The sequence below is a fragment of the Dyadobacter sp. 3J3 genome, from assembly GCF_009801115.1.
Classification (GTDB): Bacteria; Bacteroidota; Bacteroidia; order Cytophagales; family Spirosomataceae; genus Dyadobacter.
This window is the reverse complement of record NZ_VTOL01000015.1, coordinates 1-16,309: the sequence shown is the minus strand read 5'-3', so window position 1 is coordinate 16,309 and position 16,309 is coordinate 1. Positions and strand designations below refer to the sequence as shown.

At 37.7% G+C, this 16,309-nt stretch carries 15 protein-coding genes; 13 read left to right on the top strand and 2 right to left on the bottom strand.

What is annotated here, in order from left to right; all coding sequences use genetic code 11:
- Positions 1–2: 2 nt before the first annotated feature.
- From FZF08_RS25815 to dnaG, 4 genes are all read left to right on the top strand, one after another.
- Positions 3–1,136 (top strand): glycosyltransferase family 4 protein, encoded by a 1,134-nt coding sequence (locus FZF08_RS25815; protein WP_159475678.1) that lies wholly within the window; start codon positions 3–5, stop codon positions 1,134–1,136.
- On the top strand, positions 1,133–2,254 hold the full coding sequence (locus tag FZF08_RS25810; RefSeq protein ID WP_159475675.1) for a hypothetical protein: 1,122 nt from the start codon (positions 1,133–1,135) through the stop codon (positions 2,252–2,254). The genes FZF08_RS25815 and FZF08_RS25810 overlap by 4 nt, the downstream gene beginning before the upstream one ends.
- 164 nt (positions 2,255–2,418) lie before the next feature.
- Complete coding sequence (locus FZF08_RS25805) at positions 2,419–3,501, top strand: O-antigen ligase (protein WP_159475672.1); 1,083 nt, start codon at positions 2,419–2,421, stop codon at positions 3,499–3,501.
- Between the two features lie 752 nt (positions 3,502–4,253).
- Positions 4,254–6,254: a DNA primase gene (gene dnaG / locus FZF08_RS25800; RefSeq protein ID WP_159475670.1), complete on the top strand. Its 2,001-nt coding sequence runs from the start codon at positions 4,254–4,256 to the stop codon at positions 6,252–6,254.
- 85 nt (positions 6,255–6,339) lie between these two features.
- On the opposite strand, the gene FZF08_RS25795 is transcribed toward dnaG, so the two are convergent.
- A complete protein-coding gene (locus FZF08_RS25795) occupies positions 6,340–6,675 on the bottom strand; it encodes a YtxH domain-containing protein (protein ID WP_159475668.1) in 336 nt (111 codons plus the stop codon).
- A 58-nt stretch (positions 6,676–6,733) separates the two neighbouring features.
- Between FZF08_RS25795 and FZF08_RS25790 the strand changes: the two genes are divergently transcribed.
- The 3 genes from FZF08_RS25790 (at position 6,734) to FZF08_RS25780 (ending at position 8,590) form a co-directional block, all read left to right on the top strand.
- Positions 6,734–7,882, top strand: a complete 1,149-nt coding sequence (locus FZF08_RS25790) for a YCF48-related protein (RefSeq protein ID WP_229216705.1) — start codon at positions 6,734–6,736, stop codon at positions 7,880–7,882.
- Between the two features lie 79 nt (positions 7,883–7,961).
- Positions 7,962–8,189, top strand: coding sequence for a hypothetical protein (locus tag FZF08_RS25785; protein WP_159475666.1), 228 nt, complete (start codon positions 7,962–7,964; stop codon positions 8,187–8,189).
- Positions 8,189–8,590, top strand: a complete 402-nt coding sequence (locus tag FZF08_RS25780) for a type II toxin-antitoxin system VapC family toxin (RefSeq protein WP_159475664.1) — start codon at positions 8,189–8,191, stop codon at positions 8,588–8,590. Before FZF08_RS25785 ends, FZF08_RS25780 begins: the two co-directional genes overlap by 1 nt.
- A 12-nt stretch (positions 8,591–8,602) precedes the next feature.
- Here the strand turns inward: FZF08_RS25780 and FZF08_RS25775 are convergent, their stop codons facing one another.
- Positions 8,603–9,610 (bottom strand): YpdA family putative bacillithiol disulfide reductase, encoded by a 1,008-nt coding sequence (locus FZF08_RS25775; RefSeq protein ID WP_159475662.1) that lies wholly within the window; start codon positions 9,608–9,610, stop codon positions 8,603–8,605.
- 94 nt (positions 9,611–9,704) lie between these two features.
- Between FZF08_RS25775 and FZF08_RS25770 the strand changes: the two genes are divergently transcribed.
- From FZF08_RS25770 to pyk, 6 genes are all read left to right on the top strand, one after another.
- On the top strand, positions 9,705–10,730 hold the full coding sequence (locus FZF08_RS25770) for an aminodeoxychorismate synthase component I (protein WP_229216704.1): 1,026 nt from the start codon (positions 9,705–9,707) through the stop codon (positions 10,728–10,730).
- Entirely contained in the window at positions 10,708–11,310 is a 603-nt protein-coding gene (locus FZF08_RS25765; RefSeq protein ID WP_159475660.1) for an aminotransferase class IV, read from the top strand. The genes FZF08_RS25770 and FZF08_RS25765 overlap by 23 nt, the downstream gene beginning before the upstream one ends.
- An 88-nt stretch (positions 11,311–11,398) precedes the next feature.
- A complete protein-coding gene (locus tag FZF08_RS25760) occupies positions 11,399–11,620 on the top strand; it encodes a hypothetical protein (RefSeq protein ID WP_159475658.1) in 222 nt (73 codons plus the stop codon).
- Positions 11,620–12,087 carry a type II toxin-antitoxin system VapC family toxin gene (locus FZF08_RS25755; protein WP_159475656.1) on the top strand — a complete coding sequence of 156 codons (468 nt, stop codon included), beginning with the start codon at positions 11,620–11,622 and terminating at the stop codon, positions 12,085–12,087. Before FZF08_RS25760 ends, FZF08_RS25755 begins: the two co-directional genes overlap by 1 nt.
- Before the next feature lie 14 nt (positions 12,088–12,101).
- Positions 12,102–14,597, top strand: a complete 2,496-nt coding sequence (gene priA, locus FZF08_RS25750; RefSeq protein ID WP_159475653.1) for a primosomal protein N' — start codon at positions 12,102–12,104, stop codon at positions 14,595–14,597.
- Between the two features lie 29 nt (positions 14,598–14,626).
- Complete coding sequence (pyk, locus tag FZF08_RS25745; protein WP_159475650.1) at positions 14,627–16,066, top strand: pyruvate kinase; 1,440 nt, start codon at positions 14,627–14,629, stop codon at positions 16,064–16,066.
- The last annotated feature ends 243 nt before the right edge of the window (positions 16,067–16,309 follow it).

Here is a 16,309-nt window from a genome sequence, read left to right as displayed (position 1 = left end):
TCATGAAAATACTTTTTTGTACCAATACGTTCGAAAATGTTGTCAACGGACCTTCCAAATTTGCTAACTACTTACTCGAAATAAACCGGCTTTACAAACATGTTGAAATCCGTATCCTGACAGAAGATATTTCCATTGACTCTCTTGCCAAATACCAGAACAAAGTTTTTAGGTTAGACTTAAAACTGAATTTCTTTACCAAAATCTGGGGATTCATTTACAGAATGTTCCCGTATTATAACGCCTGTCAAAAACTCAGAGCTGAATATAATTTTGACATTATAGTTTTCAACAATGCGATTACCGGAATCTGGTCTGCTATAAAATTGAACAAACCGGTAATCGGCATGATTAATGACGATACCAGTGCGTCCATTTCCTGGCGCAATTTTGACGGAAGTCGAAAATATTTTCGCCATTCTGTTTTTAAATATCTTGAAAAAATTGCCTCCATTTTTGAAGCAGGAATTATTGTTAATTCTCAATTTTTACATGGATTTCTTTTGAAAATTTATAAACCTGATCCTGGCAATCTTCACATTTTACATAAAGGTGCCAAGATTAAAAATTCTCGTCCTGAGCTATTTCCAGTGCTAAATTCATGTATCAAAATCCTTTTTATTAAATCAGATTTCACCCGTGGAGGTTTGTTTGATTTAATCGATGCCCTGAATTTGTTGAAAGATTTTTCGCTGGAATTGCAAATCGTCGGGCCGAAAATAAATTACAAACAAGAGATTTTGGACAGAAATTTATCAGCAAATGTCACGATAAATCTCATTGGGCCGGTATCGGAAGAAAGTGTAAAAAAATTGATGGAGGAAAATGATTTTCTTATAATCCCGTCGCGTCAGGAAGCCTTTGGTGTTGCAAATTTGGAAGCCTTGGCAATCGGTTTAAGTGTAATCACAAGTAATGTCGGCGGTATCCCGGAAGTAATGAATTTTGGTAAAAACGGATGGATGGTAAGTCCGGGCAATCCCTTGGAATTGGCAAATGCTATTCGACACGCCATTGAAAATCCGGATGAGCGATTAGTGAAACAACAAAATGGATATGATTTTGTTTGTCATAATTTCTCACATGAGCAAGTATTGGATCGTTTTCTGGGAATTCTTGAAAAATACAAACCATGAGAATGATTTTCATTTCTAATAACTGGGCTGATGCGCATCAACAAACCCGTTTGGATGCCCTTGTAAAAATAAATTTGTCGATCCTTTGCCTTGCAGTTTTTAGAAAATATTATGGTGTTGATTCTAACTATACGCCCATTTTTATCGGAAACATGGAACACGCATCTTATAGAAAACGGATTGGTGTTTACATCGGGCTTTTCGGTCAACTTAGAAAAAATGTTATAAACAAAGATTTTCTGTATGTTTTTGGATTTGATTTAATGCTGATCTGTCTGATTTTCAGGCTTGTTTCCGGAAAGAAAATCAAAGTGATTTATGAAGTACCTGATATCAGAGAAATATTTTTCTCTCCGTCCATTTCCGGAAAATTAATACGGTGGATTGAAAAAATAGCGATCCCGAGAATCGATCTGTTAGTTGTTACTTCTCCCGATTTTCTCTCAAATTATTTCATTGGCCTTCGAAAAATATCAATCCAGGATTCATTAATTATTGAAAATAAAATTCACCCACCCAAAATTGAAAACTCTGGCGAATTCATTCCTGAAATCTATGATCAAAATAGAATTATAATAATCGGATATTTTGGTGTTTTAAGATGTCCGGCGTCGCTGGATTTCCTGATCAAACTTTCAAAAAACAAAGGGTTTAAAATTATTTTACGGGGAATATTTATGCCTTTGACGAAGCATTATGAAGAAGCAATTCTTGGCAAAAAACAGATTCGATATCTCGGCTCCTACCAATCTCCAAAGGATCTGAATTCCATTTATTCCTCGGTTGATATCATATGGGCAGTTTATCCTTTTTCCAGCAAAATAATGGGAAATCATATTCTGGCCAGAACAAACCGATTTTATGAAAGTTTGTATTTCAAAAAACCCTTTATAGTACAAAAAGGCACGGCGGATTCTAAAAAAGCAACCCTTTTAGGAAATATAGCTTTGGAAATAAATCTGGAAAATGAAGAAGAAACTATGGAATTCCTGGTTGACAATCTTACGCCAGATCACCTTTTGGAATTAAACAAAAAATTGTTCTCCGTTCCGGAAAGTCATTATCAAATCACCAATGAGTATAACGATCTGGAAATGTGGATACAGCGCAACAGATAGTATCGGGAAAAATTAATAGGAATATTATCCTTCCGGTCATTCTATTTTTCTTTCTAAACATTGGAAATTATTCCTTTCTTAGATATTCTTTGCACGGTACAGAAAATACGTCCGGTTTTTTGAATCTTCTCTCAGGTTGCAGAATAGCACTTCCACTCTGGATTATGCTTTATTCATTTAAGCTTCACTTAAAACTTACTACAAAAATTTTTATACAAAATGCCGATGTCTTTTTTCTGGGTATCAGCTGGCTGTTATCAGGACTTTTGAGCATGGAAATGTCCAGTTACCTGCTGTATGGTGTTTGGACTTTACTTTCAATTTGGGCAATTTTATTATTTATTTCCTATACCGCTGTCATTTCTCAAAGTCTTGCCACTTTTACTCTTAATATTCTTCGGGCAATCTGGTATGGCAACTTTGTCATTCTTATTCTGGACCTTGCCAGTTTGATATTTCTCAAACCTACTGGCGGAATGCTGAATATATTTTTCGCCTCAAATACTTTCTGGGCGTACCCAACGATGGTTATGGGTATTCTGGCATTGATTAAGCTAAGATTTACCCCGGCAGGTTTGGGTAAAAAGTTATATTACAGCGTCATTTTAATTATTTCCGTAGTTGCCATTTATTTTTCCGCTCGTCGAAGTCCCCTATTTTGCCTCATTCTTACAATTCCATTGCTTTATTTACCATTGAAACTGCCCCAGATCATTTTTATAATTTCTCTTTTTATTATTTCCTATTTCTTCATACATCCAACCGACGGCAAGGATTTCCTAGATTCTTTTCCCGATTCCTACATGAAATACCGGATTGAAAGAATGTTCGGGCTGGTGGAAGGACGGAAAGAAACATCTTATTCCGAAAGGCAAAAAATATGGGATATTTATCTTGATGCTTTTTATAAAAAACCGGTTATGGGAGAAGGCCTTGCTGCGGTGAACAGGATTGTAGAAAACAAACAAAATAATGCAGACAAGCTTTCTGCACACAACACCTTTATTGGATTATTAGCAGAAACTGGATTATCAGGCAGCTCATTATTATTGGTTGTTATATTCAGAAGTATAATATTGATGAGAATAATCAGAAATACGGTATGGACAAAAATTTATATTATTCTATTTATTCCAACCTTGTTGATAAACTGGGTGGAATATAATCTTATACCTGGTCAAATATTTTTCCTCTACACAATGATCGTTTGGCTCTTGCCACGCGGTTTGCTTTATCTAAGAATATAATTATTCAATATCCCTAAAAAAAACAAAGACATGAAAAAATTTTCATGCCCTGTTTCACACTATACACACACTATATTTTTATTATTATTATATCACGTCTGGAATGATCGAATAAAATTTACGAAGCACAAAATAACACATTTATGTTATCAGAAAAAAATTTCGTTTATGATTTTATTTATATTAGCCTTAAAACAATCTCCTTTTTTAATAAAAGTAAAACCTAAAACTAAAATACTTAATTATAGATAAAAATATATCTTAGTTTGTTAACTCTTGCACTGCTCAACTCGTGCTTGTTATGGTGAACATCGTTTTTACTACAATAGTTGCACGAAAGCCCTGACTCAAATCGCATCGTTAAAGATTATCTTTTTTCTTAAATCCATTTTAACAACGGTTGGTTTTGTGAAAGAAATGCGTATTGTGATACTTGCAATAACTGCTTCAACTTTTATTATGATTAGTTTTGCTCCCCAAATCGGCGATTATTGTAAATAATCGCCATCGATTAAAATTTTAGCGCTTCCTTTTTTGTTAATGATTGGAAAGCTGCTTATAGACGAGGCTGTTCACTACTAAATTCCAAAAGGGTATGCTTATTTCTCGATGGCATTTAAATTTATCGTTGAGTTCCTTAGTATGAAATTTGATAAAAAAGTAAAAAGTCCCGTGAAACTGCATGAACGTATTAAGTAAAGAACTACCGGCGATACAGTAAAATCATACAATTAAATTGATTAGAATTAAAAATGCGCATTAATCCCGAAACGGTTGACAGGATCAAGCAGTCCGCTGACATTGTGGAAGTGGTAGGGGATTTTGTGGCTTTGAAGAAAAAAGGAGCAAATTATTCGGCTTGCTGTCCTTTTCATAACGAAAAATCGCCATCGTTTAACGTTAATCCTGTCCGCCAAATATTCAAATGTTTTGGATGTGGAGCTGCGGGCGATGCGATCAAGTTTGTTATGGATATTGATGGTATTGGATATGGTGAAGCACTGCGCTATCTGGCCAACAAATATCAGATTGAAATACAGGAAGAGGAAGTTACCGATGAAGAAGCGCTACGCCAAAATGCGCGCGAAAGTCTTTACATTATTTTAAATTTTGCAAAAAACTTTTATATCCAGCAGCTTCACGATACGGATGAAGGACAATCCATCGGCCTCAGTTATTTTCGGGAGCGTGGATTTACAAACGATATCCAAAAGAAATTCGAGCTTGGATATAGTCCTGATACCTGGGATGCTTTTACAAAAGAAGCTTTAAATAAAGGATACACTGCCGATATTCTGGAAAAAGCAGGCTTACTTATTCATAAAGAAGGGAGTAAGACGGCCGGATATGATCGTTTTAGAGGTCGTGTTATTTTTCCGATTCATAACGTAGCCGGGAAAGTAATTGCTTTTGGAGCACGGATTTTAAAAACAGATAAATCAGGAAAAGGCGCTTCTCAACCAAAGTACCTCAATTCGCCGGAAACCGAAGTCTATCATAAAAGTGATATTCTTTACGGTATTTTTCAGGCTAAAAATGCAATCAGGCAACAGGAAGCCTGTTATTTGGTAGAAGGGTATACGGATGTTGTATCGCTGCATCAGGCTGGTATTGAAAATGTTGTAGCCTCTTCGGGAACTTCCCTTACCATTGAGCAAATTCGTTTAATTGGCAGGTTTACACCCAATATTACCATTTTATATGATGGTGACATAGCTGGTATCAAAGCTGCTTTGCGTGGGCTGGATCTGGTTTTGGAGGAAGGTTTAAATGTTAGCATTGTACTTTTTCCTGACGGTGAAGATCCTGATAGTTATGTGCGCCGCGTTGGAGCGGAAGCATTTAAGGAATATTTAAAAAAGGCTTCGAAGGATTTTATAACCTTTAAAACGGAAACATTACTACAAGATGCTGGAAATGACCCTTTCAGACTTGCGGCTGTTATTGGTGAGGTTGTCAACAGCATTATAAAAATTCCGGATGCAATCAAGCGTCAGGTATTTTTTCATCGCACATCAGAAATGATGAAGGTGGATGAGCAAATGCTGATTTCGGAAGGCAATAAATTACTTAGAAAGCTTCACACGCAGCCTAAACCGCAGGAACGAGGTAACCGACCGGCGACACCACAGGGACCTCAGGACATTCCTTTTTCAAGCGATGGGCCACCCGCTGATTTCTTTGAGTCAGAATCATCTGGTTCGGCTTCAACGGAAATAGAGGAATCAAACCAGCGGACAAAACTTTATTATCAGGAAGAAGCATTTATCAGGCTTTTGATTTTGTATGGAGCGCATGAGTTAGAACCAACTATTACTGTCTGTGCGTACGTTTTAGGAGAAATTCAAGGCATTGATTTTAAAGATCCTGTTTTCAGTCATCTCTTAACTTTGTTCCGTGAAAACCATAGTCGCGAAGTTGTTTTACAAACAGATTATTTCCAAAACCATCACGAATCTGAAATCCGCAATCTTACGATTGGCTGGTTAACAAATAAGTATGAACTGAGCACACTTTGGACAGAAAAATTTGAAATATATGTACCGTCCGAAGTAGACATGCTGGATAAAAGTAGTTTTATCAATATTCTTCGTCTTAAAAAGGCTTTTATTGAAGAAAAGATGAAAATTTGCATGGAAGAATTAAAAAAAGCCAAGACAGAAGATCAGGAAAATGAACTCATGAACGAATATATTTTCTACAAAGGAATCAGTATGGCAGCCGCAAAAGAATTAGGAAGTGTTATTGGTTGATGTTAATTTAAAACAGAGATTTCTTTAATACAAAAAAGGCCGGTTCAAATGAACCGGCCTATATATCCTTCTAACAATAAGTTAATTATACGTTGTGATTAACAACACTTCTAACTTTTTCGTTAACGTTATCTGCTACTGAGGTGGCTTTATCTTTTGCCACATTTACATTTTTAAAGAAGCCTTCTTTCAATTTATCAGCTAACACAGAAAGTTCTTCAAGGCTTTTTTCGTAGGTATCCTTAGCTGTTCCACCAAGGTCACCTGCTTTGCTTTTTACAGTATCGCCTAGATCATATGCTTTACTTTTAATCAGCTTACGCGTATCTTTCCCTTTCTTTGGAGCAACTAACAAACCGATTGCAACACCTGCTACCAAAGCACTTAGAGTACCTATCAGAAATTTTTGATTCTTGTTCATAACAAATTCTTATTTGTGTGATGTAAAATAAATAGCTAACCAAATTTATAAAAATACCGTGCCAAAAAAACTTCTTAATCTTCTTTTTAGTCGACCTATCGCATTTTTTCTGATATTTCTATCAGCTTCGTTTCTAACTTCTACAAGCGCATATTCCCAATGGGACATATTGAAAATAAAAACGGTAGTGAATATGCGTGGCGTTCATGCGGTCACACCAACTACTTGTTGGATCGGAGGATCGTCCGGAACTGTTTTACGAACCGTTAATGGCGGAAAAAGCTGGTCTGTTATGAAAGTTCCTGGTGCTGATTCACTTGACTTCCGCGATATTCATGCTTTTGGAAAAGAAACAGCCGTTGCCATGAGCTCAGGGTTAGCAGAAACCGGAAGAGCGAAAATATACAGGACCGAAGATGGCGGAGAAACCTGGAATCTTGTGTACCAATCTACACAAACCGGGGTATTTTTGGATGGTATCGATTTTTGGAATAAAAATCAGGGAATATGCCTTGGCGATCCGCTTAACGGGAAATTATTCATTTTGACAACAGAAGACGGCGGAAAAAGCTGGCAGGAATTGCCCCTTGAAAACCGGCCTGAGGGAATGCCTGGTGAAGCTTCTTTTGCAGCAAGCGGAACATCAATTCTCGCTGTGGGAAAAGACAGAGCTTTTATCGGCACAGGCGGCGGAAAAATAGCACGGGTTTTTCGTTCAGAAGATTTTGGCCGTCACTGGTTAGTAGCAGAAACACCCATGCCGGCCGGACCGACAAGCGGGATTTTCGGACTTCATTTCTGGTCTAAAAAGGATGGAATAGCGGTGGGCGGAGATTATAAAAATACATCTGACACGACACGAAATGTTTTGCTGACAAATGATGGCGGCGTTACCTGGAAATACGGAGCAAGCACCAAACCATTAGGCTTAAAGGAGGGTGTTGCCATTTATCGCAAACACTACGCAACCTGGAACGGCGACACCCAGATCCGTTCTGATGACGTAGCACTGGTCGCAGTCGGTCCATCGGGAAGCAGTTCTTCTGTTACCCAGGGGAAAACATGGATGGCAGTTGGTACTGAACCTTTTCACGCCGTTAGCTTTGCAGGAAATGTTGGCTATGCCGTTGGTGGAAAAGGTTTGATCGGAAAAATTGAAAAAGTTTCGAGGAAGAAGAAAAGGAGGAGATTGATGTTTGCGGAGTGAAAACGATTAATGAATTGGTGGGATACTTTATTTTACATGGAAATTTTGTAATTTTCATGTAAAATAAAAAGTCAGGGCCATGTATAAATCCATAAGCGGAGTATTTGAAAATGGAGTTCTTACACTCAGTGAAACTCCACCAACAACAAATAAGACAAAAGTTGTGGTTTTATTTTTGGAAGAAATGAAAGTTCCTAATAAACGTCAACCCGGCGGACTTACCCGTTTACACCATTTAAAAGAAAAACAAATGTCTTTGCCTGATGATTTTAATGAGCCATTAGATGACTTGAAAGACTATTTGTAATGAAATATCTTATCGACACACAAATCCTCATCTGGTTTCAATTGAATGATAAAAGACTGAGTAATGAAATTTTAAATTTACTGACCGATACGAGCAATTCAATCTTTGTAAGCCTGGTCAGCCTTTATGAAATTGCAATCAAACAAAAAACCGGAAAGTTACCTGAACTTCCTGTATCAATAGAAGATATAGTACTTATAGCAAGTGAGGATGGTTTTGAACTGTTGCCCATCACCCAAATTCACATATCAAATTATATTCAAATACCCTTCTTTGAAATACACAAAGATCCCTTCGACCGGCTTATTCTTTCCGTTGCTTTAACAGAAAAACTCACTATTATTTCAGCAGATGATAAGTTCAAACTGTACACATCACAAATTGAACTTATCACCGCCTGATTAGTTTGTAAACTAAATCCTGTCAATCAGCTCCTTCACTTTTCTCACTTCCCTTCCCATCAAATGATCAGCAATCGCAGCCGCGTGATCACGGCCGTTTTCGATAAATATTTTTTCCGTAAAAACGCCAGCCATTACCGTTCCGCATAAGTATAGGCCCGGAATGTTGGTTTCAAATGTTTCAGGATCGAAAGTAGGTACCTTTGTTTGCGGATCAAGGACAATGCCGCAACGGAATAATAAATGTTCGTCCGGCAAATATCCCACCAAAAGAAAAACAAAATCACCAGGCAACCATTCCAGTTCACCGGTTTCTATGTTTTCAATTTGAATTCGGCCCGGCTCTATTGCTTTGGTAATACAATTAAAACGCGTATGAATTTTACCTTCCTTCACCCGATTTTTAACATCCGGAACAAGCCAGTATTTTACTTTTGTCCGGAAATCTGCTTCTTTATGGACAATCGTCACATGCGCATCATGACGATACAGTTCCAAAGCTGCCTCAACAGAAGAATTGGAACCGCCTACCAAAACGACATTGGTATAGGAATATTTAAATGGTTCATCGTAGTAATGTGAAACATGCGGTAAATTTTCTCCCGGCACATTCAGTTTACGGGGAACGTCAAAATAACCAGTTGCCAGAACTACCGTTTTGGATTGAAAAATCTGCCCGTCAGTTGTGTAAACAAGGAATGTTCCGTCAGCCTGTTTTTCAGTACGCTCGACATCGACGAAAAGCTTGAAATTAAGGTTGAAATATCCAGCAACTTTGCGATAATATTGCAGTGCTTCGTTTCTATTCGCTTTTACCTCAGAAATTGCGAAAGGAATCCCTCCTATTTCTATATTTTCAGCAGTTGAAAAGAAGCGCATCCGGCGGGGATAATTCCTAATCGATTCTGTTAAATTACCCTTTTCCAGAATTAAATGGTCAAGACCGTTTTTGCTTGCTTCAATAGCCATGGCAAGTCCGCAAGGCCCTCCCCCGATAATAATTACGTCGTGGATATGCATGAGTTTAGTTTCTAAATCCTTATTATAATCTAACTCTTTATTTAAACGATTGGTTTCTGAACTTTGTAAATTTGCCGACTGTTAAAAAGACCTGTTGAAATTATTATTTTTTCCATTGACAAACACAATACAAAATTTCTCAAAGCACCTCAATGATTGGGGGAAACGGAAAATTCCGTTTGTCTTCCTCATTGACTTTTTACTGCAAAAGCCGGTTGCCTGGCGTTTGGATGAGATTGATCCGTCAGAAATATTATTTAACTTTAATGGATTCACAAATGATCCCTTAAATAATAAAAACGAATCTTTACCCGATTTTCATTTCAGGAAAAATCCAATTCCTTTTGAAACCTATCAAAATAAATTCAATCACGTTGTTAATAACCTGAAAGCCGGAAATTCCTTTCTTGTTAATCTTTCCCTTCCAACACCAATTGACACAAATCTTGGCTTAAAAGATATTTTTCAACATAGTAAAGCCCCTTATCGTTTTTGGTTAAAAGATCAGTTTGTCTGCTTTTCTCCGGAAATTTTCATCAAAATAAAAGGAAAAAGAATTTCATCTTTTCCGATGAAAGGAACGATCGACGCATCTTTCCCTAATGCTGAAAAAGTAATTCTTTCAGACCCAAAAGAAGCTGCTGAACACGCAACGATTGTCGATTTAATCAGAAATGATATCAGCATTGTGGCTGATAAAGTTTGGGTTGAACAGTATCGTTTTATTGAACAAATTGAAACAAACCAGAAAACCCTTTTGCAGGTAAGCTCAGAAATTGCCGGAATTTTGCCAGATAATTTTGATGGTGAATTTGGAGACCTACTGGTAAAATTACTTCCGGCAGGTTCTATAAGCGGCGCACCAAAACCGAGCACGCTGAAAATCATCAAAGATGCCGAAGGTTATGAAAGAGGCTATTACACAGGCGTAATGGGTTATTTCGACGGAGAAAATTTCGATAGTGCAGTCATGATACGTTACATTGAAAACCAGAACGGAAAACTGGTTTTCAAAAGCGGAGGCGGAATAACTGCCAAAAGCGATGCACACAGTGAATACCAGGAATTAATTGATAAAGTTTATTTACCCTTCGCCCATGTCCCTTCAGTTGTGCTTTGAAACGATTTGTGTTAAAGATCGTCAGCTAATTAATTTATCTTATCACGAAGCGCGTCTGAATAAAACCAGAACAGAGCTGTTTGGTTTTACTGATTCCTGGAATTTATCAGAATTGATTTCGATTCCTGATGATGTTACTGATGCATATTACAAATGCAGATTAGCTTATTCAAAAACAATCGATAACATAAAATGGGAACCCTATAATTTTCGGACGATATCGAAAATCCAACGTGTGCACGACGCTACAATTAATTATTCCTACAAATACGATGATCGAACTTCGTTAAATAAGCTTTATGAAAAGCGAGGTGATGCCGAAGAAATTCTAATCATCAAAAATAGAATGGTTACGGATACGTTATACTGTAATGTTGCTTTTTTGAAAGATGGTCGATGGTTCACACCTGATACGCCTTTGCTGCCAGGAACACAAAGAGCATTTCTTTTAGATTCAGGAATTATTGAAGAAGTCCAAATTCCGGAATCTGGTATTTCTCAGTATAGTCATATCAGATTATTTAATGCGATGGTTAACTGGGACAATTCGACTGTTTTAGAAATCAAAACAATATTCTAATCGTGATAATAGCTGAAAGACATCATTAACTAACATCCTTAATTGATTTACATTTTTGTATATTTGATTATAAAACAACTAAATCAACATGAGAACTAAGTTGTCTTCGTCTAAAACCAGTCTGTTTAAAACACATACTTCACATTCTCCTGAGGAAATTCTGGCTTCGGGAGGTGCTACCGCTTTTGGTAGGAAGACTGGAAAAAGTAATGAAACATTAATTAGCGCGCTTAAAAATGCTGAACCTGCCGAACCCTTTACAGCAGAAGAATGGGACAAATTAATGACCCAGCTTGATGCTACCAAATAATGAATCTTCTATTTGATACAAATATAATTCTTGCAGTTATAAGAGCTTCTGACGGATATGGCATAATCAAGTTTCTTAACCCCGAGAACTTACCTCTATATGTTTCCGTTGTTTCAGAAGCGGAAATTAAATCCATAGCGTTGCAAAACAATTGGGGAAGTAAAAGAAGGGGTTTACTTGATATCTTTTTAGACCAGGTCAATATTGTTGATGTCAGCAATTTTAACGTCGATATTTACACTGAAATTGATGCTTATTCGCAAATAGCTAATCCTGCATTTCAAACTTATCCTTTTGCTACACCAAGAAATATGGGAAAAAATGATCTTTGGATTGCTTCCCTTGCTGCGCTTTTAGGACTTCAGTTGATTACTACTGATTCTGATTTTGACCATTTGAACAATGTCTTTTTTGATATTAGAAAAATTGATCAGAAGGATCTTTTACCCTTTTTTAAAAGTAAATAAACTAGATTTTGCCAATGACCTCCCTTTTTGAGGACGAAATTACCTTATTCGCCGATTTGATTCTTCCTGTCCCTGTGCCCCGGCTCTTTACTTACAGGGTTCCTAGGACAATGGCTGAGATGATTAAAGTAGGAGCTCGGGTAATTGTACAGTTTGGCAAAAAACGTGTAATTACAGCCGTTGTTGCCAATATTCACGCTAATCCTCCCGCCTTATACCAGGCAAAATATATTCTTGAATTACTGGATGATGAACCGATTGTCACGACTAAACAGCTGGAACTTTTCAACTGGATTTCAGAATATTACCTGTGTAATATCGGCGAAGTTTTAAATGTTGCCCTACCAGCCGGACTGAAAATTACAAGTGAGTCACGGATTCAGCACAATCCTGAATTTGATTATGAAGAATTGCTAACGGATCAGGAGCGTTATATTCTGGATGAAATAAAAAAACATGCTACGCTTTCCTATGAAGAAGTGGCCAGGCTGGTGAACCAGACTAATATTACGGCCGTAATAAAATCTTTGGTTGGGAAACGTGCGATTATTCTTTTTGAAGAAGTTAAAGAAAGATATAAGCCAAAAGTTGTCAAGAAAATACGTTTGACCTCTGCATTTGTTTCAGAGAAATCATTGGTTGAATTAACCTCTTCTCTTGATAAAATCCCGAAACAGCAGGATATTTTGATGCGTTATTTAAGCCATGTACCGGTTTATAATCACGAAGAACTAAATCAAAAAGGTCTTGATAAATCAATCTTTTCCCAAGACGATGGTTTATCAGATTCTGCTTTACAAACGCTTATTAAAAAAGGCATTTTCGAACAGTTTGATATCATCGTTTCCCGCTTTGCTGATATTCCGCTTGGTCCGCCAGCGGTTGTCAACTTAACAGAATCACAGCAAACAGCTTTTAAGCAAATTCATGAAGCTTTTTCCGAAAAAGAAGTTGTGCTGTTGCATGGTATTACCGGAAGCGGAAAAACGGAAGTGTATATTGAACTGATCAAACAGGCGATGGAAAGTGGATCGCAGGTTTTGTTTTTGCTGCCCGAAATCGCTTTAACAACACAAATCGTTACCCGTTTACGAAAAGTATTCGGTGATTCCATGGGAATTTATCATTCCAAATTTTCAGATAATGAACGCGTTGAAGTCTGGAAAGGAATTCTGGATGGAAAATTCCAGTTTGTAGTCGGTGTTCGGTCTGCCATCTTTTTGCCTTTTGATAATCTGGGGCTCATTATTGTAGATGAGGAACATGAAACTTCCTACAAACAACACGATCCGGCTCCGCGCTATCATGCCCGTGATGTAGCTGTATTCATGGCCTATATGCATAAGGCAAAAACTTTACTTGGCTCTGCGACACCTTCACTTGAAAGTTACTACCACGCCCGAAATGGTCGTTACGGATTGGTTGAAATAACACAACGATTTGGTAATGCAGCTTTGCCTACTTTTGTTTTAATTGACACGAAAAAAGAAAAAAAGCAGAAAAAGATGAAAAATGAATTTTCATCCGTTTTGCTCGAACATCTTGAATCGAATTTAAACAATAAAGAACAAACGATTTTATTCCAAAATCGCCGCGGTTATTCTCCGTATATGCAATGTGAAGAATGCAGCTGGATTTCCGAATGTGCTAATTGTGATGTAAGTCTCACATACCACATGAAAGCGCGTGAACTTCGATGCCATTATTGCGGACATAAGGAAGAAGTGCCAAGGACATGTCCGGCTTGCGGTTCTCCAAAAGTAAAAACCATTGGATACGGAACGGAAAAAATTGAAGAAGAATTGCATTTGCTATTGCCAACTGCGAGAGTTCAACGAATGGATTTTGATACCACGCGTGCAAAAAACGCTTATCAGCAGATTATCCAGGAATTTGAAGAAGGAGGTACCGATATTTTAGTTGGCACTCAAATGGTTAGCAAAGGCCTGGATTTTGATAATGTAAGTATGGTTGGTATTTTTGATGCCGACAGGATCATTCACTTTCCGGAATTCAGAGCTTCCGAACGTGCTTTTCAGATGCTGACCCAGGTTAGTGGAAGAGCGGGGCGACGAGCTGATAAACCTGGAAAAGTTTTGATCCAAACCGCAAATCCGGCTCAGAAAATTCTGGAAAGAATTATCCAGAATGATTACACGGGCATGTATGATGCGGAAATCGTAGAGCGTGAGCAATACCATTACCCGCCGTTTACCAGGTTAATAAAGATTACAATAAAACATATGGATGAGGCGACTTCGAAACGTGCCGCAGTCGTTTTGGCAGAAAAATTAACAGCCAATTTAGGCGCCAGCCGTGTACTCGGACCGGAGCCTCCGTTGGTTGAAAGAGTAAGAAATCAGTTTTTGTTCGACATTCTCATTAAACTTGAACGAGAAAAGATTAATTTTAAGGCGGCAAAGTCGTTTATACAAGAAAAAGTCATTGATATTCTAACCGATAAAACCATAAAAGGCGTCCACGTCGTGATTGATGTGGATTGTGTTTAGTAAATTCATATAATACTGCAATTAACTCTATGTCTTCCAAGAAAACCAAAATTGTTGCTACCGTAGGCCCAACATCAGAAACAAAAGAAATGCTTCATGCTTTGGCAGTTGCCGGCGTAAATGTTTTTCGTCTAAACTTTTCTCATGGTACGCATGCAGACCACCTGGCCAGGCTTAATACCATTCGCGAAATAAACGAAGAATTCGGATTGAACCTTGCCATTTTACAGGATTTGCAGGGACCAAAAATCCGTATCGGACTTGTAGCTGAAAAAGATGGTGTATTGATCGAGGCTGGAAATAAACTGATTCTTTCCAATACAGAAGTTTTGGGTACTGCTGAAAAAGTAAGTACTCCTTACGACGGCATGTACAATGACGTTAAAATAGGTGACCGTATTTTGATGGATGACGGTAAACTTGAAGTGCTGGTAACAGGAATTGAAGGAAGCGATGTTGTAACAGAGGTTATTTACGGCGGTTTGTTGAAATCTAAAAAAGGTGTAAACCTTCCAAATACACGCGTTTCAATGCCTTCGGTAACTACAAAAGATTACGAAGATCTTGATTTCGGACTGGAACATAATGTGGAATGGGTAGCACTTTCGTTTGTGCGTACTGCTTCTGAAATCATTAAAGTAAAAGAATACATCGCTAACAAAGGCAAATTTGCGCGTTTGATCGCAAAAATCGAAAAGCCGGAAGCAGTAGCAAATATTGACGAAATCATCGAAGCTGCGGATGCAATCATGGTTGCCCGTGGAGATTTGGGTGTTGAATTACCGGCAGAAGAAGTTCCGATGATTCAAAAAATGATCGTTGACAAATGTAACAAAGCTGGTAAGCCGGTTATCGTTGCGACGCAAATGCTGGAAAGCATGATCGAAAGTCCTCGCGGAACACGTGCGGAGATCAGTGACGTTGCGAACTCAGTACTGGATGGTGCTGATGCCGTAATGCTTAGTGCAGAAACAGCTTCCGGAAAATATCCGTTGCTTGCTGTTGAAACGATGAGCCGTACGATTGAAAAAGTAGAGGAAAACTCTCTTGATGTTTATTTCAAACACCATGCGTTTGTAAACGAAAAACCAAGCGAAAACAAACTGAATGACAACGTAGTAATGAGCGCCTGCCGTTTGGCTCGTGATACAAATGCTGCTGCAATTATCGGTGTTACACGTTCAGGATATACTTCTTTCCGTCTTTCTCATCACCGCCCAAAAGCGAGTTTGTTGATTTTCACTTCGGATAAAACTTTGATGAATACATTGGCGCTTTATTGGGGAACAAAAGTATATTTCTACGATAAAGATCAGGATGTTTCAACGGATGATTTGATTGAAGACATCAAACTTTTCCTTATCGAAAAAGGTGAATTGAAGAAAGGTGACGTATTCATTAACACATTGAGTATGCCGGTTTCAAAATCCCGCAAAACGAATGCTGTTAAATTGAGCGTGGTAGAATAAGCTTTAATTTGACATAATACGAAGCAGTGGAATTTGATTCCACTGCTTTTTTGTTTTCACATCGAAAAAATAAATTATTTGAATTTAAAAGCCCGTAATCATAATTCGCTTATTACTAACCTGAGTTCGATTAATAATTGGCAGGAAAAATAGAGTTTAAAATTGGTAAGATTCTACATTCTTTGTATATTTAAGTATCTCACATTCAAATATATAACAGAAATAATCATGAATCTTACCAAG